Here is an 18,822-nt window from a genome sequence, read left to right on the forward strand (position 1 = left end):
GCCCGCACCTGAACAGTGCGGGCTTTTTTTTCGGCTAAAGGAAATGAGGTAGAACCATGCGAGTGTTGAAGTTCGGCGGTACGTCAGTGGCAAATGCAGAACGTTTTCTGCGTGTTGCCGATATCCTGGAAAGCAACGCCAGGCAGGGGCAGGTTGCCACCGTGCTCTCTGCCCCGGCCAAAATCACGAACCACCTGGTGGCGATGATTGAAAAAACCATCGGTGGTCAGGATGCACTACCGAACATCAGCGACGCCGAGCGTATCTTTGCCGATCTGCTTCAGGGGCTGGCCGACGCCCAGCCTGGTTTCCCGCTGGCGCAGCTGAAAAGCACCGTTGAACTTGAATTTGCCCAGATTAAACACGTTCTTCACGGTATCAGCCTGCTTGGTCAGTGCCCGGACAGCATCAACGCGGCGCTGATTTGCCGGGGTGAAAAACTCTCTATCGCCATCATGGCAGGCGTGCTGGAAGCGCGCGGTCACCACGTGACGGTCATCGATCCGGTTGAAAAACTGCTGGCTGTGGGCCACTACCTTGAATCCACCGTCGACATTGCCGAGTCGACACGTCGTATTGCGGCGAGCAAAATCCCGTCTGACCATATGATCCTGATGGCAGGCTTTACCGCCGGTAACGAGAAGGGCGAACTGGTGGTGCTGGGGCGTAACGGCTCTGACTACTCCGCCGCCGTGCTGGCCGCCTGTTTACGCGCAGACTGTTGTGAGATCTGGACTGACGTCGACGGCGTTTATACCTGCGATCCGCGCCAGGTACCGGACGCCAGGCTGCTGAAGTCGATGTCGTACCAGGAAGCGATGGAGCTTTCCTACTTCGGCGCTAAAGTTCTTCACCCGCGTACCATCTCCCCGATTGCCCAGTTCCAAATCCCTTGCCTGATTAAGAATACCGGTAACCCTCAGGCGCCGGGCACGCTGATTGGCGCCAGCGCGGATGAAGATGACCTGCCGGTGAAAGGCATTTCTAACCTCAATAACATGGCGATGTTCAGCGTCTCTGGCCCGGGGATGAAGGGCATGGTCGGCATGGCGGCACGCGTCTTTGCCGCTATGTCCCGCAACGGGATCTCCGTGGTGCTGATCACGCAGTCTTCTTCCGAATACAGCATCAGCTTCTGCGTTCCGCAGGGCGATTGCCTGCGTGCCCGTCGCGCGCTGGAAGAAGAGTTCTATCTGGAGCTGAAAGAAGAGCTGCTGGAGCCGCTCTCGATTCAGGAGCGTCTGGCGATTATCTCGGTGGTCGGCGACGGCATGCGCACCCTGCGCGGTATCTCCGCCAAATTCTTTGCCGCGCTGGCGCGGGCTAATATCAATATCGTGGCGATTGCCCAGGGCTCATCAGAGCGTTCCATTTCCGTTGTCGTGGATAACGATGACGCCACTACCGGCGTGCGCGTGGTGCATCAGATGCTGTTCAACACCGACCAGGTGATTGAGCTGTTCCTGGTGGGCGTCGGTGGTGTCGGTGGCGCGCTGCTGGAGCAGGTGAAGCGCCAGCAGGAGTGGCTTAAGAAGAAACATATCGATTTGCGCGTTTGCGGCATTGCGAACTCGAAAGCGTTGCTGACTAACGTCCACGGTCTGAATCTGGAAAACTGGCAGGCGGAGCTGGAAGAGGCGAAAGAGCCATTTAACCTGGGCCGCCTGATCCGCCTGGTGAAAGAATATCACCTGCTTAACCCGGTGATTGTTGACTGTACCTCCAGCCAGGCGGTGGCCGATCAGTACGCCGACTTCCTGCGCGAAGGGTTCCACGTGGTGACGCCAAACAAAAAGGCCAACACCTCGTCGATGGATTACTATCATCAGCTGCGGCTGGCGGCGAGTAAGTCGCGCCGTAAGTTTCTGTATGACACCAACGTGGGCGCGGGCCTGCCGGTCATCGAGAACCTGCAAAACCTGCTGAACGCGGGCGACGAACTACAGCGTTTCTCCGGCATCCTCTCCGGCTCCCTGTCGTTTATCTTCGGCAAGCTGGACGAAGGGATGAGCTTGTCGGAAGCCACCCGCGCCGCGCGCGAGCTGGGCTACACCGAGCCGGATCCGCGCGACGACCTCTCCGGCATGGACGTGGCGCGTAAGCTGCTGATCCTGGCGCGCGAAACTGGCCGCGAGCTGGAGCTTTCGGATATCGTGATTGAGCCGGTGCTGCCAGCAGAATTTGATGACAGCGGTGACGTCAGCGCCTTTATGGCCAGTTTGCCGCAGCTTGACGACGCCTTTGCCGCACGCGTTGCGAAAGCCCGTGATGAAGGTAAGGTATTGCGCTATGTTGGCAACATTGAAGAAGACGGCGTCTGCCGGGTGAAGATTGCCGAAGTGGATGGCAACGATCCGCTGTACAAGGTGAAAAACGGCGAGAACGCCCTGGCGTTCTACAGCCATTATTATCAGCCACTGCCGCTGGTGCTTCGCGGCTATGGCGCAGGGAATGATGTGACGGCGGCAGGCGTGTTTGCCGATCTGCTGCGTACCCTGTCATGGAAGTTAGGAGTTTAAGATGGTTAAAGTATATGCCCCGGCTTCCAGCGCCAATATGAGCGTCGGATTTGACGTGCTGGGCGCGGCGGTCACGCCGGTGGACGGTTCGCTGCTGGGCGATACGGTTACGGTTGAGGCGGCAGAGCGCTTCAGCCTGAATAACATCGGCCGCTTCGCCAGTAAGCTGCCGTCTGAACCGCGCGAGAATATCGTTTATCAGTGCTGGGAACGCTTCTGTCAGGAGATCGGCAAAAACGTGCCGGTCGCCATGACGCTGGAAAAGAGCATGCCGATTGGTTCGGGGCTGGGCTCGAGCGCCTGCTCGGTGGTCGCCGCGCTGGTGGCGATGAATGAGCATTGCGGCAAGCCGCTGAACAACAGCCGTCTGCTGGCGCTGATGGGCGAGCTGGAAGGGCGCATCTCCGGCAGCATTCATTATGATAACGTGGCGCCGTGCTTCCTTGGCGGCATGCAGCTGATGATTGAAGAAAATGGCATCATCAGCCAGCAGGTGCCAGGGTTTGATGAGTGGCTGTGGGTGCTGGCCTATCCGGGCATTAAAGTGTCTACCGCCGAAGCGCGTGCGATCCTGCCGGCGCAGTATCGTCGTCAGGACTGTATCGCCCACGGGCGTCATCTGGCGGGCTTTATTCACGCCTGCTACACCCGTCAGCCGCAGCTGGCGGCGAAACTGATGAAAGACGTCATTGCCGAGCCGTATCGCACGAAGCTGCTGCCGGGCTTTAACGAGGCGCGACAGGCATCCATGGATATCGGCGCACAGGCGTGCGGCATCTCCGGCTCCGGCCCGACGCTGTTCGCCTTATGCGACAAGCCAGACACCGCGCAGCGCGTGGCGGACTGGCTCTCTAAACACTACCTGCAAAATCAGGAAGGCTTTGTTCATATCTGCCGTCTGGACACGGCTGGCGCACGAGTACTGGGATAACGAATGAAACTCTACAACCTTAAAGATCATAACGAGCAGGTCAGCTTCGCGCAGGCGGTAACGCAGGGGCTTGGCAAAAATCAGGGGCTGTTCTTCCCCCACGACCTGCCGGAATTTCAGCTGACCGAAATCGATGAGCTGCTGAAGCAGAACTTTGTCACCCGCAGCACCAAAATTCTGTCTGCCTTTATCGGCGACGAAATCCCGCAGGAGCTGCTCGAAGAACGCGTGCGTGCGGCGTTTGCTTTCCCGGCGCCGGTGAAGCAGGTGGAGCCTGACGTTGGATGTCTGGAGCTGTTCCACGGCCCGACGCTGGCGTTCAAAGATTTCGGCGGTCGCTTTATGGCGCAGATGCTGACCCACATCAGCGGCGACAAACCGGTGACCATTCTTACCGCGACTTCAGGCGATACCGGAGCGGCGGTGGCCCATGCGTTCTACGGCCTGAAAAACGTCCGCGTGGTGATCCTCTATCCGAAAGGCAAAATCAGCCCGCTTCAGGAAAAATTGTTCTGCACCCTTGGGGGCAACATTGAAACCGTGGCGATCGACGGCGATTTCGATGCCTGTCAGGCGCTGGTGAAGCAGGCCTTCGATGACGAAGAGCTGAAGGCGGCGCTGGGGCTGAACTCTGCCAACTCCATCAACATCAGCCGTCTGCTGGCGCAGATCTGCTACTACTTCGAAGCGGTGGCGCAGCTGCCGCAGGACGCGCGCAATCAGCTGGTGGTTTCCGTGCCAAGTGGGAACTTCGGCGACCTGACGGCAGGCCTGCTGGCGAAATCACTCGGCCTGCCGGTGAAGCGCTTTATCGCCGCCACCAACGCCAACGACACCGTGCCGCGTTTCCTGAAGGACGGAAAATGGGCGCCGAACGCGACTCAGGCCACGCTCTCCAATGCGATGGATGTGTCACAGCCTAACAACTGGCCGCGTGTGGAAGAGCTGTTCCGCCGTAAGGTCTGGCGTCTGGGCGATCTGGGTTACGCAGCGGTGACGGACGAAACCACTAAAGCCACCATGCGCGAGCTGAAAGCGGTGGGCTATACCTCTGAGCCGCACGCGGCGATTGCCTATCGTGCCCTGCGCGATCAGCTTCAACCGGGTGAGTATGGCCTGTTCCTCGGCACCGCCCATCCGGCCAAGTTCAAAGAGAGCGTGGAAGCGATCCTGGGGGAAACGCTGCCGCTGCCAAAAGAGCTGGCCGATCGCGCCGACCTGCCGCTGCTGTCTCATGAGCTGCCCGCAGACTTTGCCGCGCTGCGTAAGCTGATGATGACCCGAGCGTGATTGTGCTGCCCGGTGGCGGCTTCGCCTTACCGGGCCTACAACGGCGAACTCATCGTAGGCCGGGTAAGCGCAGCGCCACCCGGCTTTTTTGTGAAGAAATTAAGGAGAAAAACAGCAGGAAAAAAGCAGAAATTCCCAATAAATGCGGTCACTTAGCGTTTAGGATTGCAGAGAATAACATCCCCCGTCCCCATCACGTACTCTCCTTACATCGGCCCACGTTGGGCAAGAAGAATAAGGAGTCACCTATGTCTACACTGAAACCTGCACTTATCGCGCTTTCACTGATGCTGGTCGCTCCCATGGCGGTGCAGGCAGCTGAGATCACCCTCGTGCCAGCGGTAAAACTGCAAATTGGCGATCGGGATAATAACGGGCACTACTGGGATGGCGGCCGCTGGCGCGACCATGACTGGTGGAAAGCGCACTATGACTGGCGCGATAACCACTGGCGTCCGCACGATGAACATCGCGATCGTGACGATCATCACCGACATGACGATCGTCGCCCGGGCCCGGACCGGAAGCACCATTAACACAAACCCCGCCAGCTGGCGGGGTTGTCTTTTATTGCTCGTGACGCTTAAACACCAGCTCGTTTTTTCCTGACGATGCCTCGTCGAAGAAATACCCTTCACTGTTAAAGCCAGTGAGCTGCTCTGGCTTCGTCAGACGGTTTTGAATGATGAAGCGGCTCATCAGACCGCGCGCTTTTTTGGCGTAGAAGCTGATCACTTTAAATTTGCCGTTTTTCTCGTCGAGGAATACCGGCTTGATAATGTCCGCATCCAGCTTCTTCGGCTTCACCGATTTGAAGTACTCATCGGAGGCCAGGTTGATCACCACGTTGTCCCCCTGGGCTTGCAGCGCCGCGTTAAGCTTGTCGGTAATGACATCGCCCCAGAACTGGTACAGATCTTTACCTTTAGCGTTTTCCAGGCGGATACCCATCTCCAGACGATACGGCTGCATCAGATCCAGCGGTCGCAGCACCCCGTACAGGCCGGATAACATGCGCAGATGCAGCTGGGCAAAATCGAAATCGGCTTCGCTAAACGTTTCTGCTTGCAGGCCAGTGTAGACGTCACCTTTGAAGGCCAACAGCGCCTGGCGGGCGTTGGCGGGCGTGAAGTCAGGCTGCCACTCATGAAAACGGGTGGCATTCAGGTCGGCGAGTTTATCGCTGATGCTCATCAGCGAAGCGATTTGCGGAGCCGAAAGCTTACGCGCCTCGTGGATCAGCTGTTGTGAGTAGTCCAGCAATTCCGGCTGGGTATAACGCTCAGTGGCGAGCGGGCTCTGGTAGTCGAGCGTTTTGGCAGGTGAAATCAGAATCAGCATATCCAGTCCTTGCAGGAAATTTAGAGCGACTTTAACAAAAAATCGCCCTGAATTGATCGATAGCTGTTATTGCCGCGGCAAATCATCCCAGGTGCCAGGGGCAATTTGTGACTCGATTTCGGGATAGCGTGAGGCGTCAAAGACGGGCTGTACGCCGAGCTTGCGCTGACGCAGATAATCGCGCGCGATCAGCGCCACAACCGGTGAAAGCAGCAAAATGGCCGTCAGGTTCGTGATGGCCATCAGCGCCATAATGACGTCCGCTATTTGCCAGATCATCGGCATGCTGAGCAGGCAACCTACAAACACCATCGCCAGCACACCCGCGCGAAGGATGTTGCGGGCCAGACGCGAGTCAACTTTCAGGAAGATAAGGTTGTTTTCGGCATAGATATAGTTCACCGCAATGGAACTAAAGGCAAAAAGTCCCACGACAAGTGCGACAAGGCCCGCGCCCCAGCCGCCGACGAGGGAGACCAGCGCCTGTTGTACCCAATGAATGCCTGCCGTACTACCGGACGGTTGTTCAGCGGCACCGGCCAGCAGCATTATCATCGCGCTGGCGGAGCAGATAACAATGGTGTCTGTGAAGACGCCAATCATCTGTACAATGCCCTGCGCGGCGGGATGTGGGGGCCAGGATGCGGCCGCTGCGGCGGCATTCGGCGTGGAGCCCATTCCCGCTTCGTTGGAGAACATACCCCGCTGAAAACCCGCAGTGAGTGCCTGGCTAAGGGTGTAACCCAGCGCGCCGGAAGCCGCTTCGCGCCAGCCGAACGCGCTTTGGAAAATGGTGACGATGACGTTCGGCACCTCATCGATATGTATCGCGCATACCATCAGGCTGGTGGACACCCACAGCAGCGCCATCAGCGGAACCAGCCACTGCATCAGGCGGGCAACCCCTTTGAGCCCGGTCACAATGGTCAGCAGGGTGAGAAGGGCAAGCGCGCCGCCCGTCAGCCACTCCGGACAATTGAAGGCAAAGCGCAGCGCGTGGGCGACGGAATTTGCCTGAACGGTATTGAAAATAAGGCCATAGGCAATCAGCAAAAAGATCGAGAACAGAACGCCCATCCAGCGCATTCCCAGCCCGCGATCCATATACCAGGCGGGACCGCCGCGAAACTGACCTTTGCCGTCTTTTTCTTTGTAGAGTTGCGCAAGCGAGCATTCAGCAAAGGAGGTGGCCATACCGATAATCGCCGTCACCCACATCCAGAATACCGCGCCCGGACCGCCCGCGCCGATCGCCAGCGCGACACCGGCCAGGTTACCGCTGCCGACGCGCGCGGCCAGGCTGGTACAGAGCGCCTGAAACGAGGTCAGGCCGCCCGGCTGTGGGGTGACGCTGTTTTTCAGACTTCTGCCAAATTTGCGGATATAGCGAAACTGAATCAGACCGCTGCGCCACGTAAACCAGATACCTGCTCCTGAAAGCAGGTATATCATGATCGAACCCCAGAGGACTTCGTTGATAAAGAAAAAGAAATCAGGCACTAACGTCCCTCTTGTTGATGCCAAAGTGAATATGTAAGCGCTACCACTGATTGTGCATGCTGTTACTTAGCAGCCTGTTAATATTCTGAGTTTATCATACTCTGCCTAAGCGCGCTGTCTGCGGTTGCGCTGCCTCTCACTCGTGTTATCATCAGGGCAGACCGGTTACATCCCCCTAACAAGTAAACCTGTCATTTTTCCGCTGCTGGCAAGCTGTCGGTAGTGTGAATTATCCAGGGCACGTTAAAAGAGAAACACTATCATGACGGATAAATTGACCTCCCTTCGTCAGTTCACCACTGTCGTCGCTGACACCGGAGATATCGCGGCAATGAAGCTGTACCAGCCGCAGGATGCCACAACCAACCCTTCTCTGATCCTTAACGCCGCACAGATCCCTGAGTATCGCAAACTGATCGACGAGGCGGTGACCTGGGCAAAAGCACAGAGCAATGACCGCGCGCAGCAGGTTGTGGATGCCACTGACAAACTGGCAGTGAACATCGGTCTGGAAATCCTGAAGCTGGTTCCTGGCCGTATCTCTACCGAAGTTGATGCTCGCCTGTCCTACGACACCGACGCGTCTATCGCCAAAGCAAAACGCCTGATCAAACTGTACAACGATGCGGGCATCAGCAATGACCGTATCCTGATCAAACTGGCGTCTACCTGGCAGGGCATCCGCGCTGCTGAGCAGCTGGAAAAAGAAGGCATCAACTGTAACCTGACTCTGCTGTTCTCCTTCGCGCAGGCGCGTGCATGTGCCGAAGCTGGCGTATACCTGATTTCTCCGTTCGTGGGCCGTATTCTGGACTGGTACAAAGCCAACACCGACAAGAAAGAGTACGCGGCGTCTGAAGATCCAGGCGTGATTTCAGTGACTGAAATCTACGAATACTACAAACAGCACGGCTATGAGACCGTTGTTATGGGCGCAAGCTTCCGTAACGTCGGCGAAATCATCGAGCTGGCTGGCTGTGACCGCCTGACCATCGCTCCTGCGCTGCTGAAAGAGCTGGCAGAAAGCGAAGGTGCTATCGAGCGTAAACTGTCCTACACCGGCGAAGTGAAAGCACGCCCTGAGCGCATCACCGAGTCCGAGTTCCTGTGGCAGCACAACCAGGATCCAATGGCCGTAGATAAACTGGCGGACGGTATCCGTAAGTTTGCTATCGACCAGGAAAAACTGGAAAAAATGATCGGCGACCTGCTGTAATCATTCTGCGTGACCGGGTTCCCGGTCACGCGTCTTTCCCCCGCCTCTGTCTGAATTTTCTCTCTGCGTGTATCATTCCCTTTAATCAGTACTTTTTGAATGGAATGGATATGAATACCTTACGCATCGGCTTAGTGTCGATTTCTGACCGCGCCTCCAGCGGTGTTTATCAGGATAAAGGCATCCCTGCTCTGGAAGCGTGGCTGGGCAGCGCGCTCACTACCCCGTTTGAGATCCAGACTCGCCTGATCCCGGACGAGCAGCCGATCATCGAGCAAACCCTGTGTGAACTGGTGGATGAGATGAGCTGCCACCTGGTGCTGACGACGGGCGGAACCGGCCCCGCGCGCCGCGATGTAACGCCGGACGCGACGCTGGCTATCGCCGATCGTGAAATGCCGGGCTTCGGTGAGCAGATGCGCCAGATCAGTCTACACTTTGTCCCGACGGCCATTCTTTCCCGTCAGGTCGGGGTGATCCGCAAACAGGCGCTGATCCTGAACCTGCCGGGGCAGCCGAAGTCGATAAAAGAAACGCTGGAAGGGGTAAAAGCCGAAGACGGCAGCGTTATCGTCCACGGTATCTTTGCAAGTGTACCGTATTGTATACAACTGCTTGACGGTCCGTACGTGGAAACTGACGGCAATGTGGTAGCAGCATTTCGCCCTAAAAGCGCTCGCCGCGAAACAATCTCCTGAAATTCTTTAAAATGTGACATTAGCGCCAGCCGCGGTAGCGTGTAAATGGATTTACGATATAGTAATTTTTTCTTTACGATTGCTGTAAAAAATAATCCACAACACATGCACAATGGTTCGCTATGTCACATAACACCCGACCTCTGAATCGACAGGACTACAAAACCCTCACGCTCGCTGCCCTGGGCGGCGCGCTGGAGTTTTACGACTTCATCATCTTTGTCTTCTTCGCCGCCGTTGTGGGGGCGCTGTTTTTCCCGGCGGATATTCCGGAATGGCTGCGTCAGGTACAAACCTTCGGCATTTTCGCTGCCGGCTATCTGGCGCGCCCGCTGGGCGGCATTGTCATGGCGCACTTTGGCGATCTGGTTGGGCGCAAGAAGATGTTTACCCTCAGCATCCTGCTTATGGCCGTGCCGACGCTGGCGATTGGGCTTTTGCCTACCTATGAGTCGATGGGCATTATCGCCCCGTTATTGCTGCTGCTGATGCGTATTCTCCAGGGCGCGGCCATCGGCGGGGAAGTGCCGGGCGCCTGGGTGTTTGTCGCTGAGCACGTCCCGGTGCGCCGCATCGGCATTGCGTGCGGAACGCTGACCGCAGGGCTGACGATCGGGATCCTGCTTGGCTCCGTGGTTGCAACCATCATCAATACCAGCATGACGCAACAGGCCGTTCACGACTGGGGCTGGCGTATACCGTTCCTGCTGGGTGGGGCGTTTGGGCTGGTGGCGATGTACCTGCGACGCTGGTTGCAGGAGACGCCAATATTTCTGGAAATGCAGCAGCGGAAGGCGCTGGCGCAAGAACTGCCGGTGAAAACCGTAGTAGTGCGGCATAAAAAAGCGGTAGTGGTGTCGATGCTTCTGACCTGGCTGCTGTCTGCGGGGATCGTGGTGGTCATTTTGATGTCGCCGGTCTGGCTGCAAAAACAGTACGGTTTTGCGCCTGCCGTGACGTTACAGGCGAACAGTATCGCGACAATTATGCTCTGCTTTGGTTGTCTGGCCGCCGGGCTGGCGGCGGATCGTTTCGGCGCAAGCGCGACCTTTATTGTCGGCAGTTTGCTTCTGGCCGCGTCGAGCTGGGCATTTTATCATCTTGCGGGCACCCATCCTGAACAGCTGTTCCTGCTGTACGGTGTCGTCGGGCTGTGCGTGGGCGTCGTTGGCGCCGTACCGTACGTAATGGTCCGCGCCTTCCCGCCGGAGGTACGCTTCACTGGGATCTCTTTCTCTTATAATGTCTCGTATGCCATTTTCGGTGGGCTGACCCCGATTGTGGTGACGGTGTTGATGGGGGTGTCACCCCTTGCACCTGCGTGGTACGTGCTGGCGTTATCGCTGATGGGGCTGGTTTTGGGGGTGTGGCTTCGCCAGTCAGTGGGACGTCGTGCCCGCGACGCGGGCACGACAGAGGGATCAGTGTTTTTCACCAATCGGTAGAATGGTGCGGTCGAACTGCTCGTTCAGCACTTCACCCATGGCCAGGTAGATTGCGCTTGCGCCGCAAACCAGACCTACCCAGCCGGCAACGTGTACGATGCCTTCGTTATCCGCCAGGTGACCAATGGCCAGCAGAGCGAACAGTACGGTCAGGCTCAGGAAGACGAATTGCAGTGCGCGGTTCGCCTTAAGGGTACCGAAGAACATGAACAGGGTGAACACGCCCCACAGTCCCAGGTACACGCCCAGGAAATGGGCGTTTGCCGCCTCTGCCAGGCCCATTTTAGGCATCAGCAGAATTGCGACCAGAGTCAGCCAGAAGGAACCGTAAGAGGTAAAGGCGGTTAAGCCGAAGGTGTTGCCTTTCTTATATTCCAGCAGGCCCGCAAAGATCTGTGCGATACCGCCGTAAAAAATGCCCATCGCCAGGATAATGCCGTCCATCGGGAACATCCCGATATTGTGCAGGTTCAGCAGAATGGTGGTCATGCCAAAACCCATCAGGCCCAGCGGAGCCGGATTAGCCAACTTAGTGTTGCCCATAAGTCCTCAAAAAAATCATCATTAATATGGTGAAATGGTTAAACCCGCGCCAGTTCTACCTGACGGGGCGCGGCATCATAATGGGCGGCATCGACGCCGTCTATGATCTCACCGGGGTGAAATTAAAAAATTTTTTATCCTTCCCCCTTGATGGATGCTGTTGTGACCCCATCTTGTAAGCAACCGCAGTGTGTGGACCTGAAAAAAATCAAATCTGGGCAGTTGAAAAAGCACGTTCTGCCCTTATTACAGGTACACAACCACATGTTGACTGAATTTTTAGTGGAGACGTTTAGATGGGTAAAATTATTGGTATCGACCTGGGTACTACCAACTCTTGTGTAGCGATTATGGATGGCACTACTGCACGTGTGCTGGAGAACGCCGAGGGCGATCGCACCACGCCTTCTATCATTGCTTATACCCAGGATGGTGAAACTCTGGTTGGTCAGCCGGCTAAACGTCAGGCCGTGACAAACCCGCAAAACACCCTGTTTGCGATCAAACGCCTGATTGGCCGCCGCTTCCAGGACGAAGAAGTTCAGCGTGACGTTTCCATCATGCCTTACAAAATCATCGCAGCCGATAACGGCGATGCATGGCTTGATGTGAAAGGCACCAAAACGGCACCTCCGCAGATCTCTGCTGAAGTGCTGAAGAAAATGAAGAAAACCGCGGAAGATTACCTGGGTGAACCGGTAACTGAAGCTGTTATCACCGTACCTGCTTACTTCAACGATGCTCAGCGTCAGGCAACCAAAGATGCTGGCCGTATCGCAGGTCTGGAAGTAAAACGTATCATCAACGAACCAACCGCAGCAGCACTGGCTTACGGTCTGGATAAAGAAGTTGGCAACCGTACTATCGCGGTTTACGACCTGGGTGGTGGTACCTTCGATATCTCTATTATCGAAATCGACGACGTTGACGGCGAAAAAACCTTCGAAGTTCTGGCAACCAATGGTGATACCCACCTGGGTGGTGAAGACTTCGATACCCGTCTGATCAACTACCTCGTTGACGAGTTCAAGAAAGATCAGGGCATTGACCTGCGTAACGACCCGCTGGCCATGCAGCGACTGAAAGAAGCCGCTGAGAAAGCGAAGATCGAGCTGTCTTCCGCTCAGCAGACCGACGTGAACCTGCCGTACATCACCGCAGACGCGACCGGTCCAAAACACATGAACATCAAAGTGACCCGTGCGAAACTGGAAAGCCTGGTAGAAGACCTGGTGAACCGTTCTATCGAGCCACTGAAAGTTGCATTGCAGGACGCTGGCCTGTCCGTGTCTGACATTCAGGACGTTATCCTGGTAGGTGGTCAGACTCGTATGCCAATGGTTCAGAAGAAAGTGGCTGAATTCTTTGGTAAAGAGCCACGTAAAGACGTGAACCCGGACGAAGCGGTTGCTATCGGTGCTGCGGTTCAGGGTGGTGTTCTGACGGGTGAAGTAAAAGACGTACTGCTGCTGGACGTTACCCCGCTGTCTCTGGGTATCGAAACCATGGGTGGCGTGATGACTCCGCTCATCAACAAAAACACCACTATCCCGACGAAACACAGCCAGGTGTTCTCTACCGCTGAAGACAACCAGTCTGCGGTAACCATCCATGTGATTCAGGGTGAGCGTAAGCGCGCGGCGGATAACAAATCTCTGGGTCAGTTCAACCTGGACGGTATTAACCCGGCACCACGCGGCATGCCACAGATCGAAGTCACCTTCGACATCGATGCTGACGGTATCCTGCACGTGTCTGCGAAAGACAAAAACAGCGGTAAAGAGCAGAAGATTACCATCAAGGCATCTTCTGGCCTGAACGAAGCGGAAATCGAAAAAATGGTTCGTGATGCCGAAGCTAACGCGGAATCCGACCGTAAGTTCGAAGAGCTGGTTCAGACCCGTAACCAGGGTGACCATCTGCTGCACAGCACCCGTAAGCAGGTTGAAGAAGCGGGCGATAAACTGCCAGCGGAAGACAAAACTGCGATCGAAACTGCACTGAGCGCGCTGGAAACGTCTCTGAAAGGCGAAGACAAAGCGGACATCGAAGCGAAGATGCAGGAGCTGGCACAGGTTTCTCAGAAGCTGATGGAAATCGCTCAGCAGCAGCACGCACAGCAGCAGGCGGGCGCTGATGCTTCCCAGAACAACGCGAAAGACGACGATGTTGTCGACGCTGAGTTCGAAGAAGTGAAAGACAAAAAATAATCGCCCTGATGCAGGGTAAGTAATCGGCACGGGCGTAGGAGAATTCTCCACGCCCGTGCTCGCATGTTAAGGGGCTTAAAAAAACCAATGGCAAAGCAAGACTATTACGAGATTTTAGGCGTTCCGAAAACTGCGGAAGAGCGTGAAATCAAAAAGGCGTATAAGCGCCTGGCCATGAAATTCCACCCTGACCGTAATCAGGGTGACAAAGAGGCTGAAGCCAAATTTAAAGAGATTAAAGAAGCCTACGAAGTCCTGACCGATGCACAAAAACGTGCGGCCTATGATCAGTACGGTCACGCGGCCTTTGAACAGGGCGGCATGGGCGGCGGTGGATTTGGTGGCGGCGGCTTCGGCGGCGGCGCTGATTTCAGCGATATCTTTGGTGATGTATTTGGCGATATCTTCGGCGGCGGACGTGGTCGTCAGCGCGCGGCGCGCGGCGCAGACCTGCGCTACAACATGGAGCTGACGCTTGAAGAAGCGGTTCGCGGCGTCACCAAAGAGATCCGTATTCCGACGCTGGAAGAGTGTGACGTTTGCCACGGCAGCGGCGCGAAAGCGGGGACTCAGCCACAGACCTGCCCAACCTGTCACGGTTCCGGTCAGGTGCAGATGCGCCAGGGCTTCTTCGCGGTGCAGCAGGCCTGTCCGCACTGTCATGGTCGCGGTACGCTGATTAAAGATCCGTGCACCAAATGCCACGGTCACGGTCGCGTGGAGAAAACCAAAACGCTGTCCGTTAAGATCCCGGCAGGCGTGGATACGGGCGACCGCATCCGTCTGGCAGGTGAGGGTGAAGCCGGCGAGCACGGCGCACCGGCAGGCGATCTGTACGTTCAGGTTCAGGTGAAGCAGCACGCCATCTTCGAGCGTGAAGGTAACAACCTGTACTGTGAAGTGCCGATCAACTTTGCGATGGCGGCGCTGGGTGGCGAAATCGAAGTGCCGACGCTGGACGGTCGCGTTAACCTGAAAATCCCTGGCGAAACCCAGACCGGGAAGCTGTTCCGCATGCGCGGCAAAGGCGTTAAATCCGTTCGCGGTGGCGCGCAGGGTGACCTGTTATGCCGCGTGGTCGTAGAAACGCCGGTTGGCCTGAACGACAAGCAGAAACAGCTGCTGAAAGAGCTTCAGGAGAGTTTTGGTGGTCCGACGGGCGAGAAAAACAGTCCGCGCTCCAAAAGCTTCTTCGATGGCGTCAAAAAATTCTTCGACGATTTAACCCGCTAACCCGCCAGCTGGTTACTATCTTTTAAAGCCCGGAAGCGATTCCGGGCTTTTTGTTTATAGCGTTATTCCTCGGTTAAACTGAATCTATAACCAATATTAATCTGTTTTTACCGATCTGTTTGCGCTGATATTATGGTTTTACCGAGGTATTGTTGTAAAAGAGAGTTTAAACGTGAAATTACTACACCGTTTCTTTAGCAGTGAGGCATCCGGCGGCGTCATCCTGATTATGGCTGCTGCGGCCGCCATGCTGCTCGCCAATATGGGCATGACGCGCGATCTCTATCACGCATTTCTGGAAACGCCCGTCGAGCTGAAAGTCGGGGCGCTGGAAATTAACAAGAACATGCTGCTGTGGATCAACGATGCGCTGATGGCGGTGTTCTTCCTGCTGGTGGGTCTGGAGGTTAAACGTGAGCTGGTGATCGGTTCGCTTGCCAGCCGTCAGCGCGCGGCGTTTCCGGTGATCGCGGCGATTGGCGGGATGATCGTTCCGGCGTTGCTCTTTCTCGCGTTTGCGTGGCAGGATCCGGTTGCGCGTGACGGCTGGGCGATCCCGGCCGCAACGGATATCGCGTTTGCGCTCGGGGTCTTAGCCTTGCTCGGTAGCCGCGTCCCGGTAGCACTGAAAATTTTCCTGATGGCGCTGGCGATTATCGATGATCTGGGCGCTATCGTGATTATCGCGCTGTTCTACACCAGCGATCTGTCGGTTCTGTCGCTGAGCGTGGCGGCCGTGGCTATTGTGGTGCTGGCCTTGCTGAACGTCTTCAACGTCCGACGTACGGGTATTTATATTCTGGTGGGCATGGTGCTGTGGACGGCGGTGCTGAAGTCTGGCGTGCATGCCACGCTGGCGGGCGTCATCGTTGGCTTCTTTATTCCACTGAAGGAGCAGGACGGCAAATCGCCTGCCAGACAGCTGGAGCATGTGCTTCATCCGTGGGTGGGCTTTATGATCCTGCCGCTGTTTGCGTTTGCCAACGCGGGTGTTTCCCTGGCCGGGGTTACCCTGGACGGACTCACCTCCGTGCTGCCGCTGGGTATCATCGCCGGTCTGTTTATCGGTAAGCCGCTGGGTATCAGCCTGTTCTGCTGGCTGGCGCTGAAGCTGAAGCTGGCGTCATTGCCAAACGGGACCACCTTTAGCCAGATTATGGCCGTCGGCGTGCTGTGCGGTATTGGATTCACCATGTCGATCTTTATCTCGACGCTGGCGTTTGGCGCAAACGCGCCTGAGCTTATCGTCTGGGCAAAACTCGGCATTCTCATCGGGTCATTACTGGCCGCAGTCATTGGTTATACCTTGTTGAAGGTGAAATTGTCCGGACAGGCTGTCCAGGCATAACGGAAAACCGGGAGGAGGGGGCTCCTTCTCCCGATACACACTCAGGGAGAGAACACGCGATGTCTCATTTGAATTACAACCATCTTTATTACTTCTGGCACGTTTATAAACAGGGCTCGGTCGTGGGGGCGGCAGAAGCGCTTTACCTGACGCCACAAACCATTACCGGACAAATCAAAGCCCTGGAAGAGCGGTTACAGGGCAAGTTGTTCAAGCGCAAGGGCCGTGGGATTGAGCCCAGTGAGTTGGGCGAGCTGGTGTTCCGCTATGCGGATAAAATGTTCACCCTGAGCCAGGAGATGCTGGATATCGTCAACTACCGCAAAGAGTCTAACCTGCTTTTTGACGTGGGGGTGGCGGATGCGCTGTCCAAACGGCTGGTGAGTGGCGTGCTGGATGCGGCGGTGGTGGAAGATGAACAGATCCATTTACGCTGCTTTGAGTCCACTCACGAGATGCTGCTGGAACAGCTGAGCCAGCATAAGCTGGATATGATTATTTCGGATTGCCCTATCGATTCCACGCAGCAGGAAGGCTTGTTCTCGGTGAAAATTGGCGAATGCGGCGTCAGTTTCTGGTGCATCAATCCGCCACCGGAAAAACCGTTTCCTGCCTGCCTGGAAGAGCGCCGCTTGCTGGTGCCGGGTCGGAGGTCCATGCTCGGACGGAAGCTGCTGAACTGGTTTAACTCGCAGGGGCTGAACGTAGAAATTCTCGGTGAGTTCGACGATGCGGCGCTGATGAAAGCCTTTGGCGAAGCGCATAACGCTATCTTCGTTGCTCCGACGCTGTACGCGCACGATCTCTATTCAGACGACAAAATAACCGAGATCGGCAGGGTGGATAACGTGATGGAAGAGTATCACGCCATATTCGCCGAAAGGATGATTCAGCACCCGGCGGTGCAGCGAATCTGCAATCGCGACTATTCGGCGCTTTTTACGCCGCCGGCAATCTGAAGACATAAAAAAACCCGCGTTAAGCGGGTTCTTTCAAACAAGCAACAACAAGTGGCGATTAAGCCAGTTTGTTGATCTGCGCGGTCAGGTTTGCTTTATGACGCGCTGCTTTGTTTTTGTGGATCAGACCTTTAGCAGCCTGACGATCCACGATTGGTTGCATTTCGTTAAATGCGTTCTGCGCTGCAGCTTTGTCGCCAGCTTCGATAGCTGCGTATACTTTCTTGATGAAAGTACGCATCATAGAGCGACGGCTTGCATTGTGCTTACGAGCCTTTTCAGACTGAACGGCACGTTTCTTAGCTGATTTGATATTAGCCAAGGTCCAACTCCCAAATATGATCTATGTGGACAATTCAAAGGCCGAGGAATATGCCCTCTATACCTTCTTTTGTCAATGGATTTGTGCAAATAAGCGCCGTTAATGTGGCGACGCTACGTTACGTAGTGATGGCGCAGGATTCTACCAGCTTGTCGTTCGTGAATACAGCTTTTCGGCGTAAAAATCGCAGTTCGCGGACAGATTTTTTTGCTGTGAAAGGTCAGCGTGATGAAATCATACGGCTTTCTGTTTAGCGTGAACAATCGGCGGTTAACCTTAACCGCTGTACAAGGTATACTTTGGCGATTTTCACTGTTTTGAGCCAGTCATGAAGCTGATACGCGGCATACATAATCTCAGTCAAGCCCCGCACGGGTGCGTGCTGACCATTGGTAATTTTGACGGCGTGCATCGTGGGCATCAGGCGCTGTTGCAGGGATTGCGTAAAGAAGGCGAGGCGCGAGGCTTGCCCGTCGTGGTGATGATTTTCGAGCCTCAGCCGCTGGAGCTGTTTGCAGGCGAGAAATCCCCCGCGCGGCTGACGCGTCTGCGCGAGAAGTTACGCTACCTCGCGGAGTCAGGGGTGGACTACGTCCTGTGCGTAAGGTTCGACCGTCGTTTTGCCGCGCTGACCGCACAAAACTTTGTCAGCGACCTGTTGGTCAGGCAGCTTGGCGTGCAGTTTCTCGCCGTGGGCGATGATTTCCGCTTTGGCGCTGGTCGTCAGGGCGATTTCTTGTTATTACAGAAGGCTGGCCTGGAGTACGGGTTTGACGTCACCAGCACGATGACCTTCTGTGAGGGCGGCGTGCGCGTAAGCAGCACGGCGGTACGTCAGGCGCTGGCGAACGATGAACTGGACACGGCAGAAACGCTGCTGGGTCACCCGTTCACAATTTCAGGTCGCGTGGTCCATGGCGATGCGCTGGGCCGCACGATAGGTTTCCCGACGGCGAATATACCGCTGCGTCGTCAGGTCTCCCCGGTTAAAGGGGTCTATGCGGTGGAAGTGGCAGGACTGGGCGAGAAGCCTTTCTACGGCGTCGCCAACATTGGCACACGTCCAACGGTTGCCGGTGTGCGTCAACAGTTAGAAGTACACCTGCTGGACGTTGTAATGGACCTCTACGGTCGCCATATAGATGTGATACTGCGTAAAAAAATACGCAATGAACAGCGATTCGCTTCGCTGGATGAACTTAAGGCGCAAATCGCGCGAGATGAATTAACGGCCCGCGAGTTTTTTGGGCTTTAGAACCGGCTTAAC

16 protein-coding genes, 1 pseudogene and 1 other annotated feature (1 of these 18 cut by a window edge) are annotated in these 18,822 nt (G+C 55.9%); of the genes and pseudogenes, 13 read left to right on the forward strand and 4 right to left on the reverse strand.

Going from position 1 to position 18,822, the window contains the following annotated elements; genetic code table 11:
• Positions 1-32, forward strand: a sequence feature (Thr leader region) (it extends 86 nt beyond the left edge of the window).
• Between the two features lie 24 nt (positions 33-56).
• From thrA to ACOTWU_RS10295, 4 genes are all read left to right on the forward strand, one after another.
• Positions 57-2,519 (forward strand): bifunctional aspartate kinase/homoserine dehydrogenase I, encoded by a 2,463-nt coding sequence (gene thrA, locus ACOTWU_RS10280; RefSeq protein ID WP_040117199.1) that lies wholly within the window; start codon positions 57-59, stop codon positions 2,517-2,519.
• Between the two features lies 1 nt (position 2,520).
• Entirely contained in the window at positions 2,521-3,450 is a 930-nt protein-coding gene (gene thrB, locus ACOTWU_RS10285) for a homoserine kinase (RefSeq protein WP_022650380.1), read from the forward strand.
• A gap of 3 nt (positions 3,451-3,453) precedes the next feature.
• Positions 3,454-4,740 carry a threonine synthase gene (gene thrC, locus ACOTWU_RS10290; protein WP_039271764.1) on the forward strand — a complete coding sequence of 429 codons (1,287 nt, stop codon included), beginning with the start codon at positions 3,454-3,456 and terminating at the stop codon, positions 4,738-4,740.
• Between the two features lie 248 nt (positions 4,741-4,988).
• A complete protein-coding gene (locus ACOTWU_RS10295; RefSeq protein WP_015572627.1) occupies positions 4,989-5,276 on the forward strand; it encodes a DUF2502 domain-containing protein in 288 nt (95 codons plus the stop codon).
• Positions 5,277-5,307: 31 nt separating this feature from the next.
• Here ACOTWU_RS10295 and yaaA read toward each other — a convergent pair whose 3' ends face one another.
• Both yaaA and ACOTWU_RS10305 read right to left on the reverse strand, forming a co-directional pair.
• Entirely contained in the window at positions 5,308-6,081 is a 774-nt protein-coding gene (gene yaaA / locus ACOTWU_RS10300; protein ID WP_015572628.1) for a peroxide stress protein YaaA, read from the reverse strand.
• 66 nt (positions 6,082-6,147) lie between these two features.
• On the reverse strand, positions 6,148-7,581 hold the full coding sequence (locus ACOTWU_RS10305) for an alanine/glycine:cation symporter family protein (RefSeq protein ID WP_126498707.1): 1,434 nt from the start codon (positions 7,579-7,581) through the stop codon (positions 6,148-6,150).
• 262 nt (positions 7,582-7,843) lie between these two features.
• Between ACOTWU_RS10305 and tal the strand changes: the two genes are divergently transcribed.
• From tal to ACOTWU_RS10320, 3 genes are all read left to right on the forward strand, one after another.
• Entirely contained in the window at positions 7,844-8,797 is a 954-nt protein-coding gene (gene tal / locus ACOTWU_RS10310; protein ID WP_047052507.1) for a transaldolase, read from the forward strand.
• A 110-nt stretch (positions 8,798-8,907) separates the two neighbouring features.
• Entirely contained in the window at positions 8,908-9,495 is a 588-nt protein-coding gene (gene mog / locus ACOTWU_RS10315; protein WP_003856479.1) for a molybdopterin adenylyltransferase, read from the forward strand.
• 122 nt (positions 9,496-9,617) lie between these two features.
• Entirely contained in the window at positions 9,618-10,940 is a 1,323-nt protein-coding gene (locus tag ACOTWU_RS10320) for an MFS transporter (RefSeq protein ID WP_421625763.1), read from the forward strand.
• Here the strand turns inward: ACOTWU_RS10320 and satP are convergent.
• Positions 10,917-11,483: an acetate uptake transporter gene (satP, locus tag ACOTWU_RS10325; protein WP_003856474.1), complete on the reverse strand. Its 567-nt coding sequence runs from the start codon at positions 11,481-11,483 to the stop codon at positions 10,917-10,919. The genes ACOTWU_RS10320 and satP overlap by 24 nt on opposite strands.
• A 296-nt stretch (positions 11,484-11,779) precedes the next feature.
• On the opposite strand from satP, the gene dnaK reads away from it, so the two are divergent.
• The 4 genes from dnaK (at position 11,780) to nhaR (ending at position 17,233) form a co-directional block, all read left to right on the forward strand.
• Entirely contained in the window at positions 11,780-13,693 is a 1,914-nt protein-coding gene (gene dnaK, locus ACOTWU_RS10330) for a molecular chaperone DnaK (protein WP_006810169.1), read from the forward strand.
• Between the two features lie 87 nt (positions 13,694-13,780).
• Positions 13,781-14,926, forward strand: a complete 1,146-nt coding sequence (gene dnaJ, locus ACOTWU_RS10335; RefSeq protein WP_014830600.1) for a molecular chaperone DnaJ — start codon at positions 13,781-13,783, stop codon at positions 14,924-14,926.
• A 172-nt stretch (positions 14,927-15,098) separates the two neighbouring features.
• On the forward strand, positions 15,099-16,274 hold the full coding sequence (gene nhaA / locus ACOTWU_RS10340; protein WP_126498705.1) for a Na+/H+ antiporter NhaA: 1,176 nt from the start codon (positions 15,099-15,101) through the stop codon (positions 16,272-16,274).
• 59 nt (positions 16,275-16,333) lie between these two features.
• Positions 16,334-17,233: a transcriptional activator NhaR gene (nhaR, locus tag ACOTWU_RS10345; RefSeq protein ID WP_003856462.1), complete on the forward strand. Its 900-nt coding sequence runs from the start codon at positions 16,334-16,336 to the stop codon at positions 17,231-17,233.
• Positions 17,234-17,291: 58 nt separating this feature from the next.
• Here the strand turns inward: nhaR and rpsT are convergent, their stop codons facing one another.
• Complete coding sequence (gene rpsT / locus ACOTWU_RS10350; protein WP_003856458.1) at positions 17,292-17,555, reverse strand: 30S ribosomal protein S20; 264 nt, start codon at positions 17,553-17,555, stop codon at positions 17,292-17,294.
• A gap of 115 nt (positions 17,556-17,670) precedes the next feature.
• Between rpsT and ACOTWU_RS10355 the strand changes: the two are divergent.
• Together ACOTWU_RS10355 and ribF are read left to right on the forward strand one after the other, a co-directional pair.
• Positions 17,671-17,876 (forward strand): annotated as a pseudogene (locus ACOTWU_RS10355) (DUF2575 domain-containing protein); the annotation flags it as partial.
• Between the two features lie 7 nt (positions 17,877-17,883).
• Positions 17,884-18,810 (forward strand): bifunctional riboflavin kinase/FAD synthetase, encoded by a 927-nt coding sequence (gene ribF, locus ACOTWU_RS10360; RefSeq protein WP_003856456.1) that lies wholly within the window; start codon positions 17,884-17,886, stop codon positions 18,808-18,810.
• Positions 18,811-18,822: the final 12 nt, after the last annotated feature.

The organism is Enterobacter cloacae complex sp. GYL001 (genome assembly GCF_049237125.1).
GTDB classification, from domain to species: domain Bacteria; phylum Pseudomonadota; class Gammaproteobacteria; order Enterobacterales; family Enterobacteriaceae; genus Enterobacter; species Enterobacter hormaechei_C.